Below are 20858 nucleotides of genomic sequence, written 5' to 3'. Positions count from 1 at the left end.
AAAAATGGCAATTGTCAAGACGCAGCTCTGGATCGATGGCCAGTTTCGTGACGCTAAGAGCGGCGCTACTTTCCAGGATCTGAACCCGGAAAACGATCGGCCTTACGCCGAAGCGAGCCGCGGCGCCCCAGAGGATGTAGAGTTGGCCGTTCAGGCCGCGCACGCGGCGTTTGCAAGTTATCGCGAAACCGCACCGGCGCAGCGCGAAAACTGGCTGATCAAGGCCGCCGAATTGCTGGAGCAGCGCGCGGAGGTCTTCATTGAGGTGTTGATTGACGAGATCGGTTCGCCGCTCATCAAGGCGCAGTTCGAGCTCAAGTACGCGCTGGCCCATTTGCGCGCCGCCGCCGGCATTCCCCGGCGCATCAGCGGACTGACGCTGCCTTCGGATACGCCGGGACGGTTGTCACTGGCTGTGCGCGAGCCGCTGGGCGTATTTGCCTGCATCACCCCGTTCAATGTGCCCCTGATCAAGGCGATGAAGCAATGCACCGGGCCGTTGGCCACTGGCAACACTGTCGTGTTGCTAGCGTCCGAACATGCGCCGGTGCTTGCCGTGCGGGTCGCGGAGCTGTTCCGCGACGCGGGCCTTCCTGCCGGCAGCTTCAACGTCATCACCGGTTTCGGCGAAGAGATCGGTGACTGCCTCGTGGCGCATCCCTTGAATCGGGGCCTCAACTTTACCGGCTCCACGCGGGTGGGGCGCCATCTTTCCGAACTGTGTGGCCGACACTTCAAGCGCTCCCTGCTCGAGCTGGGTGGCAAAAGCCCCCTTGTTGTCCTCAAGGATGCGGATCTCGACGCCGCCGTACAGGGCGCAGTAATGGGGATGTTCCTCTACCAGGGGCAGGTATGCATGGGCTCGAGCCGGATTCTGGTCGAGAGCGCCGTGCATGACGAGTTCCTTGGGCGTTTCGCGGAGGCTGCCGAGGCCATCGGCCATGGTGACCTGCGCGATCCCGGCACCTGGACCGGACCCATTATCTCGGTGCGCCAGCGTGAGCGCATCCAGCGTCACATCGACAATGCCGTGACGCAAGGTGCCCTGGTCGTGACCGGCAACAAATGGGCAGGTAACCGATGTCTGCCGACGATACTCACGGGCGTCAAGCCGGAGATGGAGTGTTACTACGAGGAGACCTTCGGCCCGGTAACATCCGTTTATCCCGTGCAGTCGCCCCAAGCGGCGCTGAGTCTTGCCAATGACACCGTTTACGGTCTCTCGGCGGCCATTTACACCCAGAATCTGACCGAGGCGATTCGTCTGGCTAGCGGCATTCGCTCGGGCATGGTACATATCAACGCCCCGTCGTTGTACGACGAACCGCATGTGCCTTTTGGCGGCGTCGGCGAATCGGGAATGGGGCGTGAAGGCACGGTGACGGACATCGATCACTGTACCGAATGGAAGTGGGTGACGATTCAAACGCCCGGAGCCAGCCATGGTCACTGACAAAGGCGTGGCGCTGTCTGCCATGGCGCACCAGGTTGCGAAGCGGGTGCGGTGCCTGCGCGACTTTCTCGATCTGTTGTCCGAGCATGCGCAGTACGTGCAGTGGCCGGATGCCGTGCTGCCCGAGCCCGATATCCGTCATATCGCCGTGGCCGCTGGCAACGATCCCGGCGGCGGTCCTGCGATCCTTTTCGATCGGATTCGCGGTTATCCGGGCAAGCGCCTCGCGGTCAATGTTCACGGCAGCTTCGCCAATCTGGCGATCTTGATGGGGCAACCCAAGACTGCCACCGTGCGCGAACTGTTTTTCGATCTGATCAAGCGCTGGGGATCTGATCAACCGCTGCTCGAATGGGTGGCAACGGATCAGGCGCCGATATTCGAGAACGTCCGGGAAAAAGACTTCAACCTCTACGAACTATTGCCGTTGCATCGTATCAACGCCAGCGATGGGGGTTTCTACATTGGCAAGGCGTGCGTGGTGAGCCGCGACCCGCTTGATCCGGACGAGTTCGGCAAGCAGAATGTTGGAATTTACCGCATCCAGCCCATGGGGGGCGACACTTTTACCCTGCTATCGATCCCCTCGCACGACATGGGGCGGCACATCATGGCTGCCGAGCAGAACGGCAAGCCGTTGCATATTTCCGTAATGCTGGGCAACCATCCAGCGATGGTGCTGTTCGCCGCGACGCCGGTCGGTTACGAGGAATCCGAGTACGCCTACGCTTCGCAGATGATGGGAGCGCCGCTACGCCTTACAAAAGCCGCCAACGGCACTGATATCCTGGCCGATAGCGAAATCCTGATCGAGGCGGAATTGTTGCTCAACCATCGCGAGACCGAGGGGCCGTTCGGCGAGTTTCCGGGCAGCTACAGCGGGGTGCGCAAAGTCCCGCTGTTCCGCATTACGCGCATCGCGCACCGTACGGACCCGATTTTCGAAAGCATTTATATCGGCAAGGGATGGACCGAACACGACACCTTGATCGGCCTCAATACCTCGGCGCCCGTTTACGCACAACTCAAGAAGGATTTCCCGGAGGTCGAAGCGGTTAATGCCATGTATCAGCACGGCATGACGGCGGTGATCTCGGTGCGCAACCGTTATGGCGGTTTCGCCAAGTCGGTGGCAATGCGCGCGCTGGGGACACCGCACGGGCTGATGTATCTCAAGAACATCATCCTGGTCGATGAAACGGTGGACCCGTTCAATCTGAACGATGTGATGTGGGCGCTTTCGACGCGGACCCGCGCCACAGATATTATCGTGCTGCCCAATATGGCCATGGTGCCGATCGATCCGTCTGCCGAAGTGCCTGGCAAGGGCCACCATCTTATCATCGACGCGACCAGTTTCGTCGCCCCGGATAATCTCGGTGCCGATCCGCATCTGGTGGAACGTCCGCATAGTGCGGAAATCGATGCGCTGGCGCAGCGCCTGCGTGAATTGCAGCAAGGAGGTGTCACATGAATGCGATCCAGGAAAAGAATCCCCCTTGCCCGCGCTGTGAGTCGCAGGCAGCGGCCCTGATGCATCAGGGGATCGACAATGGCGAGAGGGTATGGTCGATCTGGCACTGCACCCAGTGTGCCTTCACCTGGCGGGACAGCGAACCGCCCGCGTCCATCGATCCCCGAAAGCGCGCTGCGTGGTCGCAACTGAAGGGCGTTGATCTGACGCAGTTGCGCCAGGTGATTTTGCCGTCCGACACGCCGAGATAAGCGGTCGATGAGCTAGCTATGATTAAAGTTGCCGAGCAATAACGAGGGAAATGATGAAGAATTTTTCGGAGCTGCTGCAAAAATCTGGGATCGCGCTCGATCCTGTCCGTACCGCTGCAATGGCCTTGCGCGGCGCGGTTGGCATGGTGACGCCAAAGTTCGCCGTGCGCCCGGCAACGGTTGAGCAGGTGCAGACGATCCAGAAAGCGGCAAAGGCCGATGGCGTGACGCTCTGGGTTACGCCGAATCACAGCGGTAATGGCCTGCAGGCGCCCGCAGCCGGTTCCGAGCGGTCGGTGCTGGTCGATCTGTCGCGCATGAACCGTATTCTCAAGGTAGATACGGATTCGGCGTATGTGCTGGTCGAGCCAGGCGTGAGTTATGGCGAGTTGCGCCGATGGCTCAAGGACAAGGGTTTCTCCATGTGGGTCGACGCGGGGCGGGATGACGATGCGTCGATAATGGGCGGCATTCTGGATCGGGCCTTCGGTTATACGGCCTATGGCGACCATGCGATGATGCAGTGCGGCCTGGAATTGGTGATGCGCGATGGCACCCTAGTGCGTACAGGGATGGGGGCGTTTGGCACGGACGATGGGCGTGCCTGGCAACTGTTCAAGTATGGATTCGGGCCTTACACCGATGGCTTGTATCAACAAGGCGACTGGGCCGTGCCCACCAAGGTTGGTTTCTGGATTTCACCCCAGCCCCCGGCATATCGGCCTTTTGCCTTGCGCATGGATGATGAAAAGGCCTTCGTCGCGGCGACCGAGGCGGCGCGCGATTTGCGCATCAATATGGTAGTGCCCAATAACATGGTCCTGATCGACAAGGCGAGCGACGAAGCGCTATATGGGCCGGGGGCATCGCCCTGGAACCTGTATGGCGCCGTGTATGGACTGCCCAAGAATTTGGATTTTTTGTGGACGACGCTGCACGGCTTGGCCGGGAAGCTCGGCGGGCGTCTCGAAGACCTCGGTCAGGTTTCTAGCGGCCCGGGTGGCGCGCATGCGGCCCTGATGCGCGGCGAGGCGAGCGCCGCGTGGCGCGCGTTTCACGAACGTCACCAGGGGCGTTACCTGCGGCTGGTGTTTGCCCTGCCGATCGAAGGCGACAAGGCGCTGCGTTTTGTCGCGCGCAGCCGCGAGTTGGCTAGGGAAAGCGGCTGCGATCTCGTGATCGAGCAAGGCACTTCGTGGCGTGCCCTGCTGGCCGAGATCCTGCTCGTCGCCCCCGACGGCGACAATAGGAAGCAGCGGGATTGTGCCGAGCGGCTGATCCAGGCCTGGGCGCTGGAAGGCATCGGCGTGGTTCGAGCCGATCCCGCGCTGCGGGCAGCTGCGCTAGGAACCTATGCTGACGCCGGCTTTGTCAAGCTGCGTGGCAAGGTCGCGGCAGCGCTCACCGACGGCGTGGCCGCATGATGACACGGATGCGGAGGAGCCTTCCATGAGTACAAGCGCGAGGCGGCTTATCGTCGGCGTGACTGGCGCATCGGGTTCGGCGATCGCATTGCGGCTGCTGCAGTTGCTGCAGCAAGCGGATGGCTGGGAGGTTCACCTGGTTCTCTCGCCCGCCGCGATCCTTAACGCGCAGATTGAGTTGAATCTGGGACGGGAGGCATTTGAGCCTCTGGCCCACCGAGTCTATGCGCACAAGGACATCAGCGCGTCCATCGCGTCGGGGTCGTTTCGCACCGAGGGGATGGTGATTGTCCCTTGCTCGATGAACACCCTTTCGGCGGTGGCGCACGGCGCCAGCAGCAACCTGATCGCGCGGGCGGCGGACGTAGTTCTCAAAGAGCGGCGCAAGCTGGTCCTGGTGGCGCGCGAGGCGCCCTTGAATCTGATTCAGCTACGCAACATGACCGCCGCCACCGAGGCTGGCGCGGTCGTCTTTCCGCCGGTGCCGTCGTTTTATCTTGGCGAGATCAGTTTTCAGCAGATGGTGACGCAGATCGCCGGACGCGTGCTGGATCAATTCGGGATTGACAACCCCGATGTATTTCGCTGGAACGGCATCAAGAGTCGGGCTTAAACAAATCGGGGAGCCTTGCTGAATGGGGGTATCTGCCGAAACCGGTGGTGTGAGAATTGAGGTCGGTCGGAATCCGTGGACGCCAACGGGTTAAGCAGTGAGGTCGGTCGTCAATAGTGGAGAGCAATGGGTTAAGCCGCGAGTCGCGTTTTATAAAATCGCTGCACGAAGGCAGCAGGCGACAGATAGTCAAGACGGGCAGACGGGCCTGCTTGCGTTGCCGGTTGTAGAAGATCTCGATGTATTCGGTGATGGCCTGCCGGGCCTCGGCGCGTGTCGTGAGCCGGCGGTGATGCACAAGTTCGTTTTTGAGCGACCCCCAGAACCGATCTTGCTCCGCCGCACAGAAATCCACTCCTGGCGCGACGCGCAGGTAAATTCAATGACCTGGAAAAACTAGAGAATGAAATAGGACTTACGCAAAAAGCCGCGCGTGAACGCGGACACGAATTGTTGCAAAACGACGTAAACCCGGAGCGGCGCGGAGTTTCGTAATGTTGAGGGCATGACGAAACATCTGAGCCGCCTGGGCTACTGCCAGTACCTGCTGACGAGCCCGACCAACTGCACGCTGACCAACTTTGCCGACCACGTCGACGATATGAGCCACGATGCCATCAACCGGTTTTTGCGCCGCGAGCACATGACGCCGCGCCTCGTGTGGGACAACGTGCGCGCGCAGATCGTCCCGCATGACGACGGCTGCATCGTGTTCGACGACTCCGTGACCGACAAGGATTTCTCGCACAAGATCGAGCTCGTGCGGCGCCAATACAGCGGCAACGCTCACGGCCTCATCAAGGGCATCGGCGTGGTGAACTGCGTCTACGTGAACCCGCACAGCGGAGAATACTGGGTCATCGATTACCGCATCTACGATCCGGACGGCGATGGCAGGTCCAAGCTCGATCACGTGCGCGACATGCTGACCAATGCGGTTCATCACAAGGGCTTGCCGTTTCGCCGCGTCCTGATGGATACGTGGTACGCCACGAAGGATCTGATGCTGTTCATCGAGTCGCTGGGCAAGGCGTACTACTGCCCGTTGCGGAGCAACCGGCTGGTCGACGACTCCGGAGGCAAATCGCCCTACCGGCATGTTGATTCGCTGGAATGGGATGCTGAGACTCTCGCGCACGGCAAGACAATCAAAATCAGGCTCGTCGGCGGAATCTGTGGGTGGTTTGATGCGATTCATGAGGGACAGAGGAAGCGATAGAGTTTCTTGCAGGTAGCGTCAAAGGCGTTCTGCTCGTGCTCGGAGAGGTGCCTCGAAAGCGGGCCACCGAACTCGTGGATCTCATTGAGAAGCAGTGTGCGGGCATCCATGGCGGCTAAGTCCGGATCGACGTGACGGACTTCGATGAGATGGCCACCAAGCATCCAAAGGTGATCGCGGTGGCGGTGCAACGTTTTGCGGGCATAGCCGTGGGTCAGCAGGTGTTGCAGGAAAGGTGTGAAGACCTTCACGAGCGCCTGTCCGAATGGGATGTCCTCGTCCTCGAAGCGCCATGAGGCAGGCCAGTTCTGCAAGTCCGGGACGTAGCGCTCCAGTGCGTGCGGATCTGAGGTAACAATAGCGTCTTTACTGATTCCCGCGCGCTTGCTAACCATGTTGCTGACCCGCCTGCTCAATGCCTGCCATCATTTTCCCGGCTTCGTCTATGAAAGTGCCCGACTGTGCGAGCAGTCCAAAACCATCGAGATCGACGTGCGGCCACGCAAGGGTTCGAAGCCGATCTGTTCGTGTTGCAACCGGCCTGGCAGCGGCTATGACACGCTCGCATCGCGTAGTTTCGAATTTATTCCGATCTGGGGCTTCGCGGTGATTTTGCTGTACGCCATGCGCCGCGTCGACTGCCGTGAGTGCGGCGTGAAGGTCGAGACGGTGCCGTGGGCCATCGGCAAGCACACGCTGACCAAGGCCTACATGCTGTTTCTCGCGCAGTGGGCACGCAAGCTCTCCTGGAAAGAGACAGCGCAAAGCTTTCGCACCAGTTGGGAGAAGGTTGCCCAGGCGGTGGAGTGGGTGGTCGACTGGGGGCTGGCCCATCGCGAACTCGGCACCATCCGCGCTTTGGGCGTCGATGAAATCCAGTATGGCCGAGGGCACAATTATCTCACGCTGGTCTATCAGATCGAGGCCAGCTGCGTGCGCCTGCTTTGGGTTGGCCAGGAGCGCACGAAGGAAAGCTTCGCAAAGTTCTTCGTCATGATCGGCAAACGGTTGTGCGAGCAGGTCGAGTTCGTCTGCTCGGACATGTGGCGGCCCTACATCGAGATGATCGCACTACATTGCCCCAACGCGCTGAACATCCTCGACCGCTTCCACATCGTTGCCAAAATGAACAAGGCGATCGACGAGGTTCGCGCCGAGGAAGCTCGCCGCATGACCCGCGACGGCTATGAGCCAGTCCTCAAGAAGTCCCGCTGGTGTTTGCTCAAGCGGCCAGAGAACCTTACTGACAATCAGCGACTGCGCCTGCGCGATCTGCTGCACTACAACCTGCGCAGTGTCCGCGCCTATCTTCTCAAGGAGGAGTTCCAGCAGATCTGGGATTACATCTCGCCTGTCTGGGCAGGCAAGTTCCTCGATCAGTGGTGCACCCGGGTCATGCGCTCACGCATCGAACCAATGAAGAAGTTCGCACGCACCGTGCGCGCCCATCGAGAACTGATTCTCAACTACTTTCATGCGCGCAAGCAGTTCTCCAGCGGAATCGTCGAGGGTTTGAACAACAAGGCCAAAGTCACCATGAGAAAAGCGTACGGCTTCCGGACGTTTCGAACGACGGAAATCGCGCTATATCATGCACTTGGCAATTTGCCCGAGCCGCCGACAACCCACACTTTTTACTGACGAACCTCAAAAAAAACGCGTTCAGCGCGACATCAGTACAGGCACGGTCATCGATTTCAGAATTGCGCGGGTCACGCGCCGCCCAATATCAGTTCCTGCCAGCGGGCATGGCCGTAGGCCCCCATCACGATCAGACCGGCATTGAGATCGCACGCGAGGGATAGCAGCGCATCACCGATCGACATGCTGTCCGCCAGGACGCACTCGGCCATGTCGACCTGGACGCCGTGTCGGGCGATCATCGCGGCAATGTCCTGTTCCGCAATGGGGTGATCAGCCAGTGTGGTCTCCGGTGCCCTCACTGTGACCACGGTGGTTTTCTTTGCACGCCGCAACAATGGCAACGCATCGTTGATGGCACGCGTGGCTTCGCGGCTGCCGTCCCATGCAACCATGACCTGCGCGCTGACTGGCGAAAAGGTGCCGGCGTAAGGGTGTAGCAACACGGGGCGCCCGGAAGACATGATGAGATTCGCCTGGAAATGGCCGGCGACATGGGACTCGGGATCGTCAGGGTCATCCTGACCTGCGACGATCAGGTCGGCACAGCGCGCATGGCGCAACACGGCCGGCCCGGCGTATCCCTCGGTGGCGATCCAGTCGCCCGCCACGTCCGCATTCTCCAGCCCAGCGCGAAACAGTTGTTCAAGCGCGGCGCGGCGTTCACGGCGTACCTGGTAGTGGGCGTGGTCATACTCTGCCGACCCATCCAGCACATAGAAAGACGCAGGTCCAGATGCAGATACGGCAAAGACGCCAGTGAGGTGAGCGCCGGATTCTTTCGCAAGCTGCAAGGCGAATTCAAATCGCGGGTGCGAGCCTTCGCCCGTATCGAGATGGACAACGATGCTCCTGTAGTTCATCACGCAAGCTCCGGAAAGACAGGACAGAGGATACCTGCCGGTACTTCCGATTCCATGCGGTCCGCGAGCGTGACATTTGACGTGGGTCAAGCCTGCATTCCCGTGCAGAAGGGCATTCGCCCCGTGCGCGAGGAAGAGTGTTCAACACGCGCAGTTGATTGGGTTGATACAGGTCAATTGACAGGAGTCCACACCGCATAGAGTAAAAACAACGGTCTTCGCCATACGGCTTTTACGCGTGGTTTCCGCCACACGGAATGCTCCGCATACGTGTTGCCCTTTCTCTTTGCGACGAAAATAGGACCCTTACCATGGCGACTGAATTCAACACCCCATTCGATCTCTATCGCGCGAACCTCGGCATCGCGCTGCGCAGTCTTGCGTCTGCACATGAGTGGCGACAGCATACCTGGGCGCTCGAAAAACTGAGGATCGAGCGCGATCTCGACGCGCTGCGTCAGGCCAGTGAATCGGTAGCCGCCGCCAAAGACTGGAACGAACTCACTGTCACCTTCCAGAACGTGCTACGGGATTATCTTGCCGCAGGGACGAACATCTGGCAACAGGGAGCGGGAATCGCGGTACAGACCCAGAAGGACTTGGGCGAGAGCGTGCGGGACGGACTCAAGGGCTGGCAACCGGGTTGGCAATCCGCCTGGTTCGACCAGTGGCAAAAGGTCGCCGGGACGAATCCGCTCGGTGCGCCGGTGCGCGACTGGATGAGCAGTTTCGGGCGTGCGGTCTCGGGTGTGGTGGACAACTACACGGCGTTTAATCCTGCGGCTCAACCGGTCCAGAACGGCTCGTCCGGGGCAGGTACGCGAGCACGTGCTACCCGGGGAGACCAGCATGCCGCATGAACGCATCGCGTTTGTGACCGGCGGCATGGGAAGCCTGGGCGCCGCCATCAGCCGCCGCCTTCACGATGCGGGTATGACGGTTGTTATGTCGCACTCGGCACGCAACGATCATGTGGCGACTTGGCTCATGCATGAACGTGATGCCGGGCGTAATTTCCGGGCGTACGAAGCCGACGTGGCCGAATTCGACTCCTGTGAGCGATGCGCGCAGCGCGTCCTGTCGGAGGTCGGCGCGGTTGATATCCTCGTGAACAATGCGGGCATTACGCGCGATTCGTCTTTCCTCAAAATGACGAAGGCCGATTGGGATACCGTTCTGCGCACAGATCTCGACGCACTTTTCAACATGACCAAACCATTCATCCGCGGGATGACTGACCGGGGTTTTGGACGGGTCATCAATATCGGCTCCGTGAATGGTGCGCGAGGTGCGTTCGGCCAGACCAACTATGCCGCAGCAAAGGCGGGCATCCACGGTTTTACGAAGGCGCTCGCACTGGAAGTCGCGAAGTATGGCGTGACGGTCAATACCGTGTCGCCCGGCTACCTGGCGACCCCAATGACGGAATCCGTACCCGCGAATGTGATGGAGAAGAAGGTCCTTCCACAGATTCCGGTTGGTCGCCTCGGCCAGCCGGACGAAGTCGCAGGGCTCGTGGCATTCCTGTGTTCCGGTGACGCAAGCTTTGTGACCGGCGCGGACTTCGCCATCAACGGTGGAATGCATATGCGATAGAGCACGGTTTGCGTGTTGCCGCATGAACTATCGATTGCGCGATACCGGCGAGCACGAATGCCCGCGATGTCATTCGCGATCGACAGGCAGCGTTTGCAGGCTAAGGGGGGCCGCGCGTGGCGGCTTTGTTCGGATGGGTATGAGTTCCCATGCTGCGGACGCAACTATGGATTTTTGACGGAAACGGGCCTCCCAAATGAATTCCACAGGTTAATGATGTTGGCGATGATCACGCCTTCGCTCTCCTGCGACGCGATCTTCTGCGTCAGGAGGGTGGCCCCAATGCATCGCTTGATGCGTGAGATCTGCGCCTCGACCAGCGCGCGTACCGTAGCCATATTTCTTGTGGAACGCATAGATACCATTCTCATCGATGTATTTGACGATCTGGTCATGCCAGCGGGTCTGATCGTTGCCATGCACGACGGCGTGAGCCGGCGGTGGAATGACGGGCGTCACGCCCGCGTTTGAGAGCGCTTCGGTGCGCTCGATGCTGTAGTACGCGCCGTCCGCAATCACCCTGTCGAATGGCAGATCCGCGCGCAGGAGCGCGTCCATTCCTTCGCTGTCCGATACTTCTGTGGTGGTAATGCTGATCGCGTGAATGTTCATCGCCTCGTCGATCGACAGATGCATCTTGCGCCACGGCGTTTGCGTCGCCTTCCTGCCGTACTTCTGTTCGTACCACTCACTCGCACGCCCGAAGCTCAGCCCCGTGCTGTCGACGATCATGCTCACTGCTTCGCCGCGCGCGAGCCGTCTGGCCAGTTGCTCGCAGCGCTGCGTGACACTCACCTTGAGCGCGGCGAACCGGTCGCACAGCTGGCCGGAACTGGGCACCGGAATGTCCAGCCCCCGGGTCGCCCAGTAATCCTCCATGTAGCCGGTGATCTGCCGCATGCCCCAGCCGAACAGCCGGTAGAACGTATAGACCAGCTCGATGTACGCGCTGGTGTAGGTCGGCTCGCGCCCCGACACGCCCGGTGTACGGACTTTCGCGTTAATGAACTGCGCCTTCAGATCGCCATCGGGAACATACAGGCTGATCATGCCGCGCTTTCTCAGACTCTGGTTGTACGCACGAGCGTTCGTCACCCGGTACCCGGGCTTCTTGCGCTTGCGCGCTTCACCCTGTTTCAGCCTGGCTTTGTATGGCATGATCTCGACTGGCTTTATGATGTTGCGCTTTTACACAAACTGCGGCCACTTTGCAATACCCCCATCCGAACAAAGCCACGCCGCCCAGGCGGCCCCGGATCGGCTTGGCGCTGGGCAGCGGCTCGGCGCGCGGCCTGGCGCACGTCGGCGTGCTGCGCGCCCTGAAAGAGGCCAACATCGAGGTCGACCTGGTGGCGGGCACCAGCATGGGGGCGGTCATTGGCGCCGTCTTTGCCTCGGGCAAGATTGACGGCCTGAGCGCCAGACTGCGCAATCTCGACTGGCCGGGCATCGTCGCCCTGCTCGACCCGGTGTTCCCCCGCTCGGGGCTGATCGACGGTCAGCGGGTCGCGGAATTCGTGCGCGCCCATGTGCCCAGCGCCCATATCGAGGGCTTGTTGCTGCCCTTTGCCGCGGTGGCCACCGACCTCATGACAGGCGAAGAAGTGGTGGCCACGACGGGCGACCTGACCGAGGCGGTGCGTGCCAGCATCGCGGTGCCCGGCATCGTGACGCCGGTGCGCAGCAATGGCCGCATCCTGGTCGATGGCGGGCTGGTCAATCCGGTGCCGGTGAGCGTGGCGCGCGCCATGGGGGCCGACCTGGTCATCGCGGTCGACCTCAACCACGACATCGTGACGGGCCGGCTGTCCCACCCCGCCGGCCACGTCAATGGCAACGGCAATGGCAACGCCCATACCCCCATCATGGCGCGCCTGCTGGAGAGCCTGCGGGCCATCAACAGCCCGGTGCTGGCGCAGTTCGAGGCCTGGCTGCACAAGCCCCCCCTGGAGCCGCTGCCCGGCATTTTCGAGGTGCTGCTGGCCTCGCTCTACATCATGCAGGCACGCGTCACCGAAGCCGACCTGCGGCACACCCAACCCGACTTCCTGATCCAGCCGCCACTGGGCGCGGTGCGCTTCATGGAGTTCGACCGCGCCGAAGAAATCATCGACATCGGCTACCGCAGCGCGGCCGAGCAACTGGCCCGCTGGACAAGAACGCCAACCCATGACTAACACGCATTCCATGAACTTCCCCGAGACCGTGATCGCCGGCGTCCACGCCGCCGTGGCGCTCACCCTGACCTGCGAGGGCTTTGTTCGTGTCGGGTAGCCGCCGGTAGCTGAACGATGCTAAGCACCATTCTCACACCCATTTACACCCGTTTTGCCCTCCCATAAATGGGTGTAAATGGGTGTATCATTGGTTCATGTTCAGAACCGAAACCCTTCAAATCACGCCGGAGGTCTTGGGCCTGGTCGCCCGGATCGACGAATTCAAAGGCGCTTGGCGTGCCTTGGGCACGCTTGCGCCAGACCGGTTGTCGTCCCTGCGACGGGTAGCGACCATCGAGAGCATCGGCTCATCAACCCGCATCGAAGGTAGCAAGCTATCTGACCGCGAAGTCGAACGATTGCTGTCGAACTTGGCCATCCAGAAGTTCGAAACGAGAGACGAACAGGAAGTGGCGGGATATGCCGAGCTCATGGACTTGATGTTCAGTTCATGGCACGAAATTCCGTTCAACGAGAATCACATCAAGCAACTTCATCAAGTCCTTCTCCAGCACAGCCAGAAGGACGAATGGCACCGGGGCAACTACAAGACGAGTTCCAACAGCGTTGCTGCTTTCGACGAAAACGGCAGGCAGATCGGCGTCGTTTTTGAAACGGCTACGCCCTTTAATACGCCCCGCCTGATGAGCGAACTCGTGTCGTGGGTTAGCGATGAGCGCGAAAAAGCGCAGTTGCACCCGTTGCTGATCGTTGCTATTTTTGTGGTCGTGTTTTTAGAAATCCATCCATTCCAGGATGGGAATGGGCGGCTTAGTCGCGTGCTGACGACCTTGCTGCTGCTTCAGGCCGGATACGCCTATGTGCCGTATAGCTCGCTGGAAAGCGTGATCGAGGCGAACAAGGAAGGCTACTATCTGGCCTTGCGCCAGACACAAGGGACAATTCGCAGCGATGAGCCGAACTGGCAGCCGTGGCTGATGTTCTTCCTTCGCTCGCTTGCCGAACAGGTGCGACGACTTGAGAAGAAAGTCGAACGCGAAAGAATCGTGCTGGCGTCTCTGCCCGAGTTGTCTTTACAAATCGTTGAGTTCGCCCGCGAGCATGGACGAATCACAATGGCCGAGGCTATGAGGCTCACCGGTAGCAGTCGCAACACCTTGAAGCAACACTTCCGTGATCTGGTCGAAAGAGGGCACCTGGAGTCGTACGGAAGTGGGCGCGGCGCATGGTACGGCATGAAATGACGCGGCTCGTGGCGCTATACAACTTTATTTTTGCCACTATACAACTTTGTTCTCAACTTTAGACATTGGCATCGCTCCCTCACCAGCCCCAATGCGTGGCAGTGATCAAGCGATACCAACGACAAACCGTGATGAATCGTGAAGAGCGTCGGACCGATGCAGGGCTAAAGCCTCAAGCGGGGGTCGTTGCGCGGTTCCGGGAAGACGAATTTCTGGGACTTACGGTCGAAGCCGTCGCGAAAGGCAAGTCCGGTAAATTCCATGCGCAGCCATTGCGCCACCAGACCGGCGGTGAGCGGGTGCTTCATGCGCCAGGGTGCCACCGCCTCCATCGGGAAGGCATCGCTCGCCGCCAGACTCAACAGTTGGGCCAAGGTCCAGGCCGTCGAGCGAATCTGCATCCACAACTCCAGCGCGGTGCGCGACTGCTGCCAGAGGTTGCTGATACCCCACCAGGTATCGGCGATTCGGATAGAGGTCAACTCCGTCAAGTCGTCGGCCTTTCCGGCGAAATAAATTCGACGACCGCGTCGTGATTCTGTTCGGCAGCACCTTCTAATGTGGGACACCATTGGCCTCCTCCAATGCCGTCTCGATCGATGTACGTCTCCGAAGCCTTACCTTTCGTCGTCCCGGGTCGTTCCCTGGGTTGCGTCGTCGAGGCGCTTCATGTTGTCGAGAAGCTTGAGCAGGTAGTGCAGCGTGTGCGTGACGTCGTCGATGGAGAAGTCTTCCAACACCTCTTCGTAGTATCCATGAATCTTCGGTGTAGCTTGATGAATCCACAGCTTGCGACCCGGCGCGGTCATGGTGACAAGTCGTGAACGGCGATCACGGCCGTCAGCAGCAGTGGACAGATGTCCGTCGCGCTCCATTCGGCTCACGAGTCCGGACAGGTTTTGCCGGCTCACCATCAGGTAGCGGGCTAGGTCTCCAATACTCATTCCACGTTCCGCTTCCGGCCGCGAGAGCGCGCCCAGAACTGCCCATTGCTGCGTCGTCAGTCCTTCCGCCTCGACCGCTCGAGTTCCTGTTTTATGCAACAGATTCGCGCATTGGTACAGACGAAAGAACAGCCGATTGGCCAGTTCCAACTTGACTTTTTCATCTTTTTTGGGCGAAACCAAGGGATTCTCCTAATAAGGTTGTTCTTGTCTTCGACATGCTGCACCTCTAGTATGCGTCAATATGTTGACGTATTAGCGTTGCGCGAGCCACACTCTCGAAAAGCGCAATGGTACCCCCACAACTGGCGGAGAAGACTGTGCAAAGACTCGAAGGCAAGACGGTGATCGTGACCGGTGGCGGTGGTGGCATCGGCGGGGCGACCTGCCGGCGGTTCGCGGCAGAAGGCGCACGCGTGGCGGTGCTGGATCTTTCGCTGGAAGCGGCCGAAAAAGTGCGCGATGAAATTCGCGCTTCGGACGGCACCGCCGAAGCGATTCGTTGCGACATCACGAACCGCGCCGACGTGGATGCGGCGGTGGTGGCGACCGAAGCGAAGCTCGGCCCCATCGACGTGCTGGTGAACAACGCCGGCTGGGATGTGTTCAAGCCGTTCACGAAGACCGAGCCAGCCCAGTGGGAGCGCCTCATCGCGATCAACCTGACCGGTGCGCTGCATATGCATCACGCGGTACTACCTGGCATGGCGCAGCGCAAGGCGGGCCGCATCGTCAACATCGCATCCGATGCGGCGCGGGTCGGCTCGTCCGGCGAGGCGGTGTACGCAGCCTGCAAGGGCGGCCTGGTGTCGTTTTCCAAAACCATCGCACGCGAGCACGCCCGTCACGGTATCACGGTCAATGTCGTGTGCCCGGGCCCGACGGACACGGCGCTGTTCGCCGAGTACAAGGAGGGCGCCGGCAACCCCGAGAAGCTGATGGAAGCGTTCCAGCGCTCGATTCCGTTGGGCCGCATCGGCCAGCCCGACGATCTGCCGGGCGCCATCGTGTTCTTCGCCAGCGACGACGCGAGTTTCATCACGGGCCAAGTGCTGAGCGTGTCCGGCGGCCTGACGATGGCCGGCTGACCCAATTCATCCAAGGAACTAACCATGAACTACGAAGACATCCTTTACGAAGTACGCAACGGCGCGGCCTGGATCACGATCAACCGCGCTGAGAAGATGAACGCCTTTCGCGGCCAGACCTGCGATGAGCTGATCCACGCAATCAACAAGGCTGGCTATTCACGGGACGTCGGCGTCGTCGTGCTGGCGGGCGCCGGCGACCGGGCCTTCTGTACCGGTGGCGATCAGTCGGCCCATGAGGGCCAGTACGACGGACGCGGCACGATCGGCTTGCCGATGGAAGAGTTGCACAACGCGATCCGCGACGTGCCGAAGCCGGTGATCGCGCGCGTGCAGGGATTCGCCGTCGGCGGCGGCAACGTGTTGTGCACGATCTGCGATTTCACGATCGCCTCCGAGAAAGCCGTATTTGCTCAGGCGGGTCCAAAGGTGGGCTCGGTCGATCCGGGTTATGGCACGGCATTCCTGGCCCGCGTGGTCGGCGAGAAGAAGGCGCGCGAGATCTGGTATCTGTGCCGTCGCTATCCGGCTTCCGAGGCGCTGGCAATGGGGCTAGTCAACGCGGTCGTGCCGCACGACCAGCTCGACGCCGAGGTGCAGAAGTGGTGCGACGAGATCATGGAGAAGAGCCCGACCGCCATCGCGATTGCCAAGCGCTCGTTCAACATGGACACCGCACACCAGGCCGGTATTGCAGGGATGGGCATGTATGCACTGAAGCTGTACTACGACACAGAGGAGTCTCGCGAAGGCGTCAAGGCTTTCCAGGAAAAGCGCAAGCCTGAGTTCCGCAAGTACGCCAGGTAACACTGCTGCCACAAAGAAGAGGTTAGGACTTACGCAAAACGCATTGGGACCGACGGATTTTTGAGTTCACGGCGGAGGAAATCATCGAGCATTTCGTGTTTGACCTGGTAGAGCGTACGCTTCGTCTGTCGCGCGATGTCGGCCAGGCGGACCCACACCAGCACGGCGCTGGCGATATGGTTTCGCTGGATGCGCGCCTTGCGGCACGGGCAACGCTGAAGGCCCGTAAGTTGCTTGACCTCGCGGTGAAACTGCTCGATCTTCCAGCGCAGGCCACACGCGTCTTGTGTCGCCTGAGAGGAGTCCTGAGTGAGGTCGTTGGTCACGACCCAGTCCGTGCGGTGTGTGGACACCTCGACCCGGAACAGCTTCACCTTGTGATGTTTCGGAAAGCCCCTGATTTTGATTGTCTTGCCGTGCGCGAGAGTCTCAGCATCCCATTCCAGCGAATCAACATGCCGGTAGGGCGATTTGCCTCCGGAGTCGTCGACCAGCCGGTTGCTCCGCAACGGGCAGTAGTACGTCTTGCCCAGCGACTCGATGAACAGCATCAGATCCTTCGTGGCGTACCACGTATCCATCAGGACGCGGCGAAACGGCAAGCCCTTGTGATGAACCGCATTGGTCAGCATGTCGCGCACGTGATCGAGCTTGGACCTGCCATCGCCGTCCGGATCGTAGATGCGGTAATCGATGACCCAGTATTCTCCGCTGTGCGGGTTCACGTAGACGCAGTTCACCACGCCGATGCCCTTGATGAGGCCGTGAGCGTTGCCGCTGTATTGGCGCCGCACGAGCTCGATCTTGTGCGAGAAATCCTTGTCGGTCACGGAGTCGTCGAACACGATGCAGCCGTCGTCATGCGGGACGATCTGCGCGCGCACGTTGTCCCACACGAGGCGCGGCGTCATGTGCTCGCGGCGCAAAAACCGGTTGATGGCATCGTGGCTCATATCGTCGACGTGGTCGGCAAAGTTGGTCAGCGTGCAGTTGGTCGGGCTCGTCAGCAGGTACTGGCAGTAGCCCAGGCGGCTCAGATGTTTCGTCATGCCCTCAACATTACGAAACTCCGCGCCGCTCCGGGTTTACGTCGTTTTGTAACAATCCGTTTCCGCGTTCAGGCGCGGCTTTTTGCGTAAGTCCTAGAGGTCCGTGGTGCGCCGTCGTAGCGTACCCGGCTCGCCACATCCAGGAGACATCGTGAACCCCTACCTTGACGAAGACCTTGTTGCACTTGGGGAACACGCCCGGCGCTTTGCGCAGGGGCGTGTTGCGCCTGGCTTCCAGGAGCGCGACAAAACCCGCGCACTCGATCGGGACCTCATGCTCGAGATGGGTCAGATGGGGTTTATCGCGCCGGAGCTGCCCGAGCAGTACGGCGGCCAGGGCATGGGTTGCCTTGCCGCCGGCGTCATCCACGAAGAAATCGCCCGTGCGGACCTGAGCCTGTCCTACATCAATCTGCTGGCTTCGCTGAACGGACAGATTCTCGCGCACCACGCCGCGCCCGAGATTGCGAAGCCTTGGCTCGAGCGCCTGACACAGGGCAGCGCGCTGCTCGCGATCGCGCTGACCGAGCCGCGAGGCGGATCCGACGCCGCAAATCTGCGGCTGCGCATGGAGCGGGTGGGCGACCATTACGTGCTCAACGGCGAGAAGACCTCAATCTCCGCGGCCGACCAGGCCGATGCGGCCGTGGTATTCGCCCGCACTGGCAGCGTCGAAGACGGTGCGCGCGGCGTCTCGGCGGTACTGGTGCCGATGGATCTGCCCGGCATTACCCGCAACCGCTTCGACTGCCATGGCCAGCGGGCCATCGGCCGCGGATCGATCTTCTTCGAGAACGTGCGCGTGCCGGTCGACCACCTGCTAGGGGATGAAGGCAAAGGCTTCGTGCAGGTAATGCAGGGCTTCGATTTCTCGCGCGCACTGATCGGCCTGCAGGTGCTGGCGGTCGCCAGGGTCAGCCTGGACGAGACCTGGGAATACGTCGCCCAGCGTGAGGCATTCGGCAAACCGCTGTCGGCGTTTCAGGGCGTCTCGCATCCGCTGGCCGAGTATGAGACACAGGTCGAGGCCGCGCGTCTGTTGTGCCTGCAGACGCTCTGGCTGAAGGATCGCGGCCTGCCGCACACCGCCGAGGCGGCGATGTGCAAATGGTGGGGGCCAAAACTGTCCTACGACGTGGTGCACCAGTGCCTGCTGTCGTTCGGTCACGGCGGCTACGATCGCGGCCCGCTCGAGCAGCGTCTGCGTGACGTGCTGGGCTTCCAGATCGGCGACGGCACGGCGCAGATCATGAAGACGATCATCGCGCGCACGCATGCGGGACGTAACGCGGTACCGGCATGAACCTTTGCGCGCACAACAAAGACGGAGACACAACATGGAGTTCGACGCCGTTCTGATTGCACCGCGCCGCGCGGAGAGCATCGCCCGTGGATGGTGGCCTGAGCGCACCATTAACGACGAGCTCGATGCATGTGTGGCGCAGTGTCCGGACAAGATCGCGCTCAGCGCGATGCGGGTGGAGGATGACACGACGACGCGTTTCACCTACCGCGAAATGGCGACGATGGCGGACCGCATTGCGGTGGGTCTTGCACGTCTTGGCGTCGAGCCCAATGACGTGGTGTCGCTACAATTGCCGAACTGGTGGCAGTTCACCCTGGCCTGTCTCGCCTGCTCGCGGATCGGCGCGGTGCTGAATCCGTTGATGCATATATTCCGCGAGCGTGAACTGTCGTTCATGCTCAACCATAGCCGCAGCAAGGTCATGATCGTGCCGAAGGTGTTTCGCGGCTTCGACTTCGAACAGATGATGACCGGCTTGCGGAGCAGCCTGCCGCATCTGCAGCATGTCGTGGTGGTCGGCGGTGAAACGGACGGGAAACCTGGCGCCAACAGCTTCGAGACGCTGCTTTCGGGGCCGCAATGGGAGCACGAGCCCGATGCACGGGAGATTCTGACTCGCCATCGCTCCGGCCCCGATGACGTCACGCAATTGCTCTACACTTCGGGCACGACTGGCGAGCCTAAGGGCGTGATGCATACGGCCAACACGTTGCTGTCCAACATCATTCCCTATGCCGCGGCCATGTGTCTGAAATCGGACGATGTCGTGCTGATGGCGTCGCCGATGGCGCACCAGACTGGATTCATGTACGGCCTGATGATGCCCATCGTGCTGCGCGCCAGAGCCGTGCTCCAGGACATCTGGCAACCGAAGAAAGCGCTCGAGGTGATCCGCACCGAGGGCGTGACCTTCACGATGGCGTCGACCGTGTTCCTGACCGACCTGGCCGCCACGGTGACGGAAACACGCACCACCGTGCCTACGCTGCAGACTTTTGTGTGTGCCGGTGCGCCGATTCCGGGGCCGCTGGTCGAACAGGCACGCAAGGCGATTGACGCGAAGATCGTCTCGGCCTGGGGCATGACCGAGATGGGCGCCGTCACGCTGACGAGACTCGATGACGACGACGAACGCTCCTTCGCGACCGACGGCTGTCCGCTGGCGGGCGTCGAGGTGCGGGTGGCCGACGACGACAACGCGCCGTTGCAGGCTGCCTCGACCGGCCGCCTGCTGGTGCGCTCATGTTCGAGCTTCGGCGGCTATCTGAAGCGCCCGCATCTGAATGGCGTTGACGCCGACGGCTGGTTCGATACCGGCGATCTCGCATACGTCGACGAGCGTGGCTATATCCGCATCAGCGGCCGCAGCAAGGACGTGATCATCCGCGGCGGCGAGAACATCCCGGTGATCGAGATCGAGGCCTTGTTGTACCGCCACCCGGCCATTGCGGCAGCGGCCATCGTGGCTTACCCGGACGAACGCCTGGGGGAGCGCGCCTGCGCCGTCGTCGTTGCGAAGCTCGGTGCACATATTGATTTGCCGGCCATCGTCGACTTCCTGAAGTCGCACAGGGTCGCCGTGCAATACATGCCCGAACGCCTGATTGTGCGCGACAGTTTGCCCACCACGCCATCCGGAAAGATCCAGAAATTCAAGCTGCGTGATGCTTTGCGCGACACGGGCGATTGAAGTCGAAGCGCCGCCTGAA

18 protein-coding genes and 4 pseudogenes are annotated in these 20858 nt (G+C 60.8%); 15 read left to right on the top strand and 7 right to left on the bottom strand.

Features of this window, described 5'->3' with window-relative positions:
- Window positions 1-4 precede the first annotated feature (4 nt).
- The 5 genes from CJU94_RS39145 to CJU94_RS39125 are packed head-to-tail and all read left to right on the top strand — an operon-like array spanning window position 5 to window position 5215.
- The gene (locus tag CJU94_RS39145) at window positions 5-1453 is read left to right on the top strand and encodes an aldehyde dehydrogenase family protein (protein WP_095423865.1); all 1449 of its coding nucleotides are present in this window, start codon (window positions 5-7) and stop codon (window positions 1451-1453) included.
- The gene (locus tag CJU94_RS39140; RefSeq protein ID WP_095423864.1) at window positions 1443-2927 is read left to right on the top strand and encodes a non-oxidative hydroxyarylic acid decarboxylases subunit C; all 1485 of its coding nucleotides are present in this window, start codon (window positions 1443-1445) and stop codon (window positions 2925-2927) included. The genes CJU94_RS39145 and CJU94_RS39140 overlap by 11 nt, the downstream gene beginning before the upstream one ends.
- Window positions 2924-3178: a non-oxidative hydroxyarylic acid decarboxylases subunit D gene (locus tag CJU94_RS39135; protein WP_208645449.1), complete on the top strand. Its 255-nt coding sequence runs from the start codon at window positions 2924-2926 to the stop codon at window positions 3176-3178. The genes CJU94_RS39140 and CJU94_RS39135 overlap by 4 nt, the downstream gene beginning before the upstream one ends.
- A 50-nt stretch (window positions 3179-3228) precedes the next feature.
- Entirely contained in the window at window positions 3229-4602 is a 1374-nt protein-coding gene (locus CJU94_RS39130) for an FAD-binding oxidoreductase (RefSeq protein WP_095423863.1), read from the top strand.
- A gap of 25 nt (window positions 4603-4627) precedes the next feature.
- Window positions 4628-5215, top strand: a complete 588-nt coding sequence (locus CJU94_RS39125) for a UbiX family flavin prenyltransferase (RefSeq protein ID WP_095423862.1) — start codon at window positions 4628-4630, stop codon at window positions 5213-5215.
- A 131-nt stretch (window positions 5216-5346) separates the two neighbouring features.
- Here the strand turns inward: CJU94_RS39125 and CJU94_RS39120 are convergent.
- A pseudogene (locus tag CJU94_RS39120) lies at window positions 5347-5555 on the bottom strand (IS3 family transposase); the annotation flags it as partial.
- Between the two features lie 165 nt (window positions 5556-5720).
- Between CJU94_RS39120 and CJU94_RS39115 the strand changes: the two are divergent.
- Window positions 5721-6374 (top strand): annotated as a pseudogene (locus CJU94_RS39115) (IS701 family transposase); the annotation flags it as partial.
- 35 nt (window positions 6375-6409) lie between these two features.
- Here CJU94_RS39115 and CJU94_RS39110 read toward each other — a convergent pair.
- Window positions 6410-6829, bottom strand: a complete 420-nt coding sequence (locus CJU94_RS39110) for a hypothetical protein (protein ID WP_095417045.1) — start codon at window positions 6827-6829, stop codon at window positions 6410-6412.
- Between CJU94_RS39110 and CJU94_RS39105 the strand changes: the two genes are divergently transcribed.
- Entirely contained in the window at window positions 6828-8075 is a 1248-nt protein-coding gene (locus CJU94_RS39105; protein ID WP_095417046.1) for an ISL3 family transposase, read from the top strand. The two genes, CJU94_RS39110 and CJU94_RS39105, sit on opposite strands and share 2 nt — an antisense overlap.
- A gap of 21 nt (window positions 8076-8096) precedes the next feature.
- On the opposite strand, the pseudogene CJU94_RS39100 reads toward CJU94_RS39105, so the two are convergent.
- Window positions 8097-8938, bottom strand: a pseudogene (locus CJU94_RS39100) (universal stress protein).
- Window positions 8939-9249: 311 nt separating this feature from the next.
- Between CJU94_RS39100 and CJU94_RS39095 the strand changes: the two are divergent.
- Window positions 9250-9798 carry a hypothetical protein gene (locus CJU94_RS39095; RefSeq protein WP_095423861.1) on the top strand — a complete coding sequence of 183 codons (549 nt, stop codon included), beginning with the start codon at window positions 9250-9252 and terminating at the stop codon, window positions 9796-9798.
- Entirely contained in the window at window positions 9788-10534 is a 747-nt protein-coding gene (locus CJU94_RS39090; protein ID WP_095423860.1) for a beta-ketoacyl-ACP reductase, read from the top strand. Before CJU94_RS39095 ends, CJU94_RS39090 begins: the two co-directional genes overlap by 11 nt.
- 210 nt (window positions 10535-10744) lie before the next feature.
- Here the strand turns inward: CJU94_RS39090 and CJU94_RS39085 are convergent, their stop codons facing one another.
- Entirely contained in the window at window positions 10745-11692 is a 948-nt protein-coding gene (locus tag CJU94_RS39085) for a transposase (RefSeq protein WP_244221227.1), read from the bottom strand.
- A 104-nt stretch (window positions 11693-11796) separates the two neighbouring features.
- Between CJU94_RS39085 and CJU94_RS39080 the strand changes: the two genes are divergently transcribed.
- Both CJU94_RS39080 and CJU94_RS39075 read left to right on the top strand, forming a co-directional pair.
- A complete protein-coding gene (locus CJU94_RS39080; RefSeq protein ID WP_244221226.1) occupies window positions 11797-12711 on the top strand; it encodes a patatin-like phospholipase family protein in 915 nt (304 codons plus the stop codon).
- Between the two features lie 194 nt (window positions 12712-12905).
- Window positions 12906-13955 carry a Fic family protein gene (locus CJU94_RS39075; RefSeq protein ID WP_095423858.1) on the top strand — a complete coding sequence of 350 codons (1050 nt, stop codon included), beginning with the start codon at window positions 12906-12908 and terminating at the stop codon, window positions 13953-13955.
- Between the two features lie 164 nt (window positions 13956-14119).
- On the opposite strand, the pseudogene CJU94_RS39070 reads toward CJU94_RS39075, so the two are convergent.
- Together CJU94_RS39070 and CJU94_RS39065 are read right to left on the bottom strand one after the other, a co-directional pair.
- A pseudogene (locus CJU94_RS39070) lies at window positions 14120-14410 on the bottom strand (IS701 family transposase); the annotation flags it as partial.
- A gap of 162 nt (window positions 14411-14572) precedes the next feature.
- Entirely contained in the window at window positions 14573-15082 is a 510-nt protein-coding gene (locus tag CJU94_RS39065; RefSeq protein ID WP_095423857.1) for a MarR family winged helix-turn-helix transcriptional regulator, read from the bottom strand.
- 137 nt (window positions 15083-15219) lie between these two features.
- Here CJU94_RS39065 and badH point away from each other — a divergent pair, with 137 nt between their 5' ends.
- Together badH and badI are read left to right on the top strand one after the other, a co-directional pair.
- Entirely contained in the window at window positions 15220-15987 is a 768-nt protein-coding gene (gene badH / locus CJU94_RS39060; protein WP_095423856.1) for a 2-hydroxycyclohexanecarboxyl-CoA dehydrogenase, read from the top strand.
- A gap of 24 nt (window positions 15988-16011) precedes the next feature.
- Complete coding sequence (gene badI, locus CJU94_RS39055; RefSeq protein WP_095423855.1) at window positions 16012-16794, top strand: 2-ketocyclohexanecarboxyl-CoA hydrolase; 783 nt, start codon at window positions 16012-16014, stop codon at window positions 16792-16794.
- A 29-nt stretch (window positions 16795-16823) separates the two neighbouring features.
- Here the strand turns inward: badI and CJU94_RS39050 are convergent, their stop codons facing one another.
- Window positions 16824-17843, bottom strand: a complete 1020-nt coding sequence (locus CJU94_RS39050) for an IS701 family transposase (RefSeq protein WP_095423834.1) — start codon at window positions 17841-17843, stop codon at window positions 16824-16826.
- A gap of 151 nt (window positions 17844-17994) precedes the next feature.
- Between CJU94_RS39050 and aliB the strand changes: the two genes are divergently transcribed.
- Together aliB and aliA are read left to right on the top strand one after the other, a co-directional pair.
- A complete protein-coding gene (gene aliB, locus CJU94_RS39045; RefSeq protein ID WP_095423854.1) occupies window positions 17995-19146 on the top strand; it encodes a cyclohexanecarboxyl-CoA dehydrogenase in 1152 nt (383 codons plus the stop codon).
- Between the two features lie 34 nt (window positions 19147-19180).
- Window positions 19181-20839, top strand: coding sequence for a cyclohexanecarboxylate-CoA ligase (gene aliA / locus CJU94_RS39040; RefSeq protein ID WP_095423853.1), 1659 nt, complete (start codon window positions 19181-19183; stop codon window positions 20837-20839).
- Window positions 20840-20858 lie beyond the last annotated feature (19 nt).

Source organism: Paraburkholderia aromaticivorans (genome assembly GCF_002278075.1).
Classification (GTDB): domain Bacteria; phylum Pseudomonadota; class Gammaproteobacteria; order Burkholderiales; family Burkholderiaceae; genus Paraburkholderia; species Paraburkholderia aromaticivorans.
The sequence above is the reverse complement of the archived record's forward strand: the minus strand, read 5'-3'. Positions and strand labels throughout refer to the sequence as shown.

What these genes read in the sequence shown, in the direction of transcription:
- CJU94_RS39105 (WP_095417046.1), top strand. Translation starts at nt 6,828, where the DNA reads ATGTTGCTGACCCGCCTGCTCAATGCCTGCCATCATTTTCCCGGCTTC.
- CJU94_RS39110 (WP_095417045.1), bottom strand. Translation starts at nt 6,829, where the DNA reads ATGGTTAGCAAGCGCGCGGGAATCAGTAAAGACGCTATTGTTACCTCA.
- CJU94_RS39140 (WP_095423864.1), top strand. Translation starts at nt 1,443, where the DNA reads ATGGTCACTGACAAAGGCGTGGCGCTGTCTGCCATGGCGCACCAGGTT.
- CJU94_RS39075 (WP_095423858.1), top strand. Translation starts at nt 12,906, where the DNA reads ATGTTCAGAACCGAAACCCTTCAAATCACGCCGGAGGTCTTGGGCCTG.
- badI (WP_095423855.1), top strand. Translation starts at nt 16,012, where the DNA reads ATGAACTACGAAGACATCCTTTACGAAGTACGCAACGGCGCGGCCTGG.
- CJU94_RS39090 (WP_095423860.1), top strand. Translation starts at nt 9,788, where the DNA reads ATGCCGCATGAACGCATCGCGTTTGTGACCGGCGGCATGGGAAGCCTG.
- CJU94_RS39145 (WP_095423865.1), top strand. Translation starts at nt 5, where the DNA reads ATGGCAATTGTCAAGACGCAGCTCTGGATCGATGGCCAGTTTCGTGAC.
- CJU94_RS39095 (WP_095423861.1), top strand. Translation starts at nt 9,250, where the DNA reads ATGGCGACTGAATTCAACACCCCATTCGATCTCTATCGCGCGAACCTC.
- CJU94_RS39130 (WP_095423863.1), top strand. Translation starts at nt 3,229, where the DNA reads ATGATGAAGAATTTTTCGGAGCTGCTGCAAAAATCTGGGATCGCGCTC.
- aliA (WP_095423853.1), top strand. Translation starts at nt 19,181, where the DNA reads ATGGAGTTCGACGCCGTTCTGATTGCACCGCGCCGCGCGGAGAGCATC.
- CJU94_RS39085 (WP_244221227.1), bottom strand. Translation starts at nt 11,692, where the DNA reads ATGCCATACAAAGCCAGGCTGAAACAGGGTGAAGCGCGCAAGCGCAAG.
- CJU94_RS39050 (WP_095423834.1), bottom strand. Translation starts at nt 17,843, where the DNA reads ATGACGAAACATCTGAGCCGCCTGGGCTACTGCCAGTACCTGCTGACG.
- CJU94_RS39125 (WP_095423862.1), top strand. Translation starts at nt 4,628, where the DNA reads ATGAGTACAAGCGCGAGGCGGCTTATCGTCGGCGTGACTGGCGCATCG.
- CJU94_RS39135 (WP_208645449.1), top strand. Translation starts at nt 2,924, where the DNA reads ATGAATGCGATCCAGGAAAAGAATCCCCCTTGCCCGCGCTGTGAGTCG.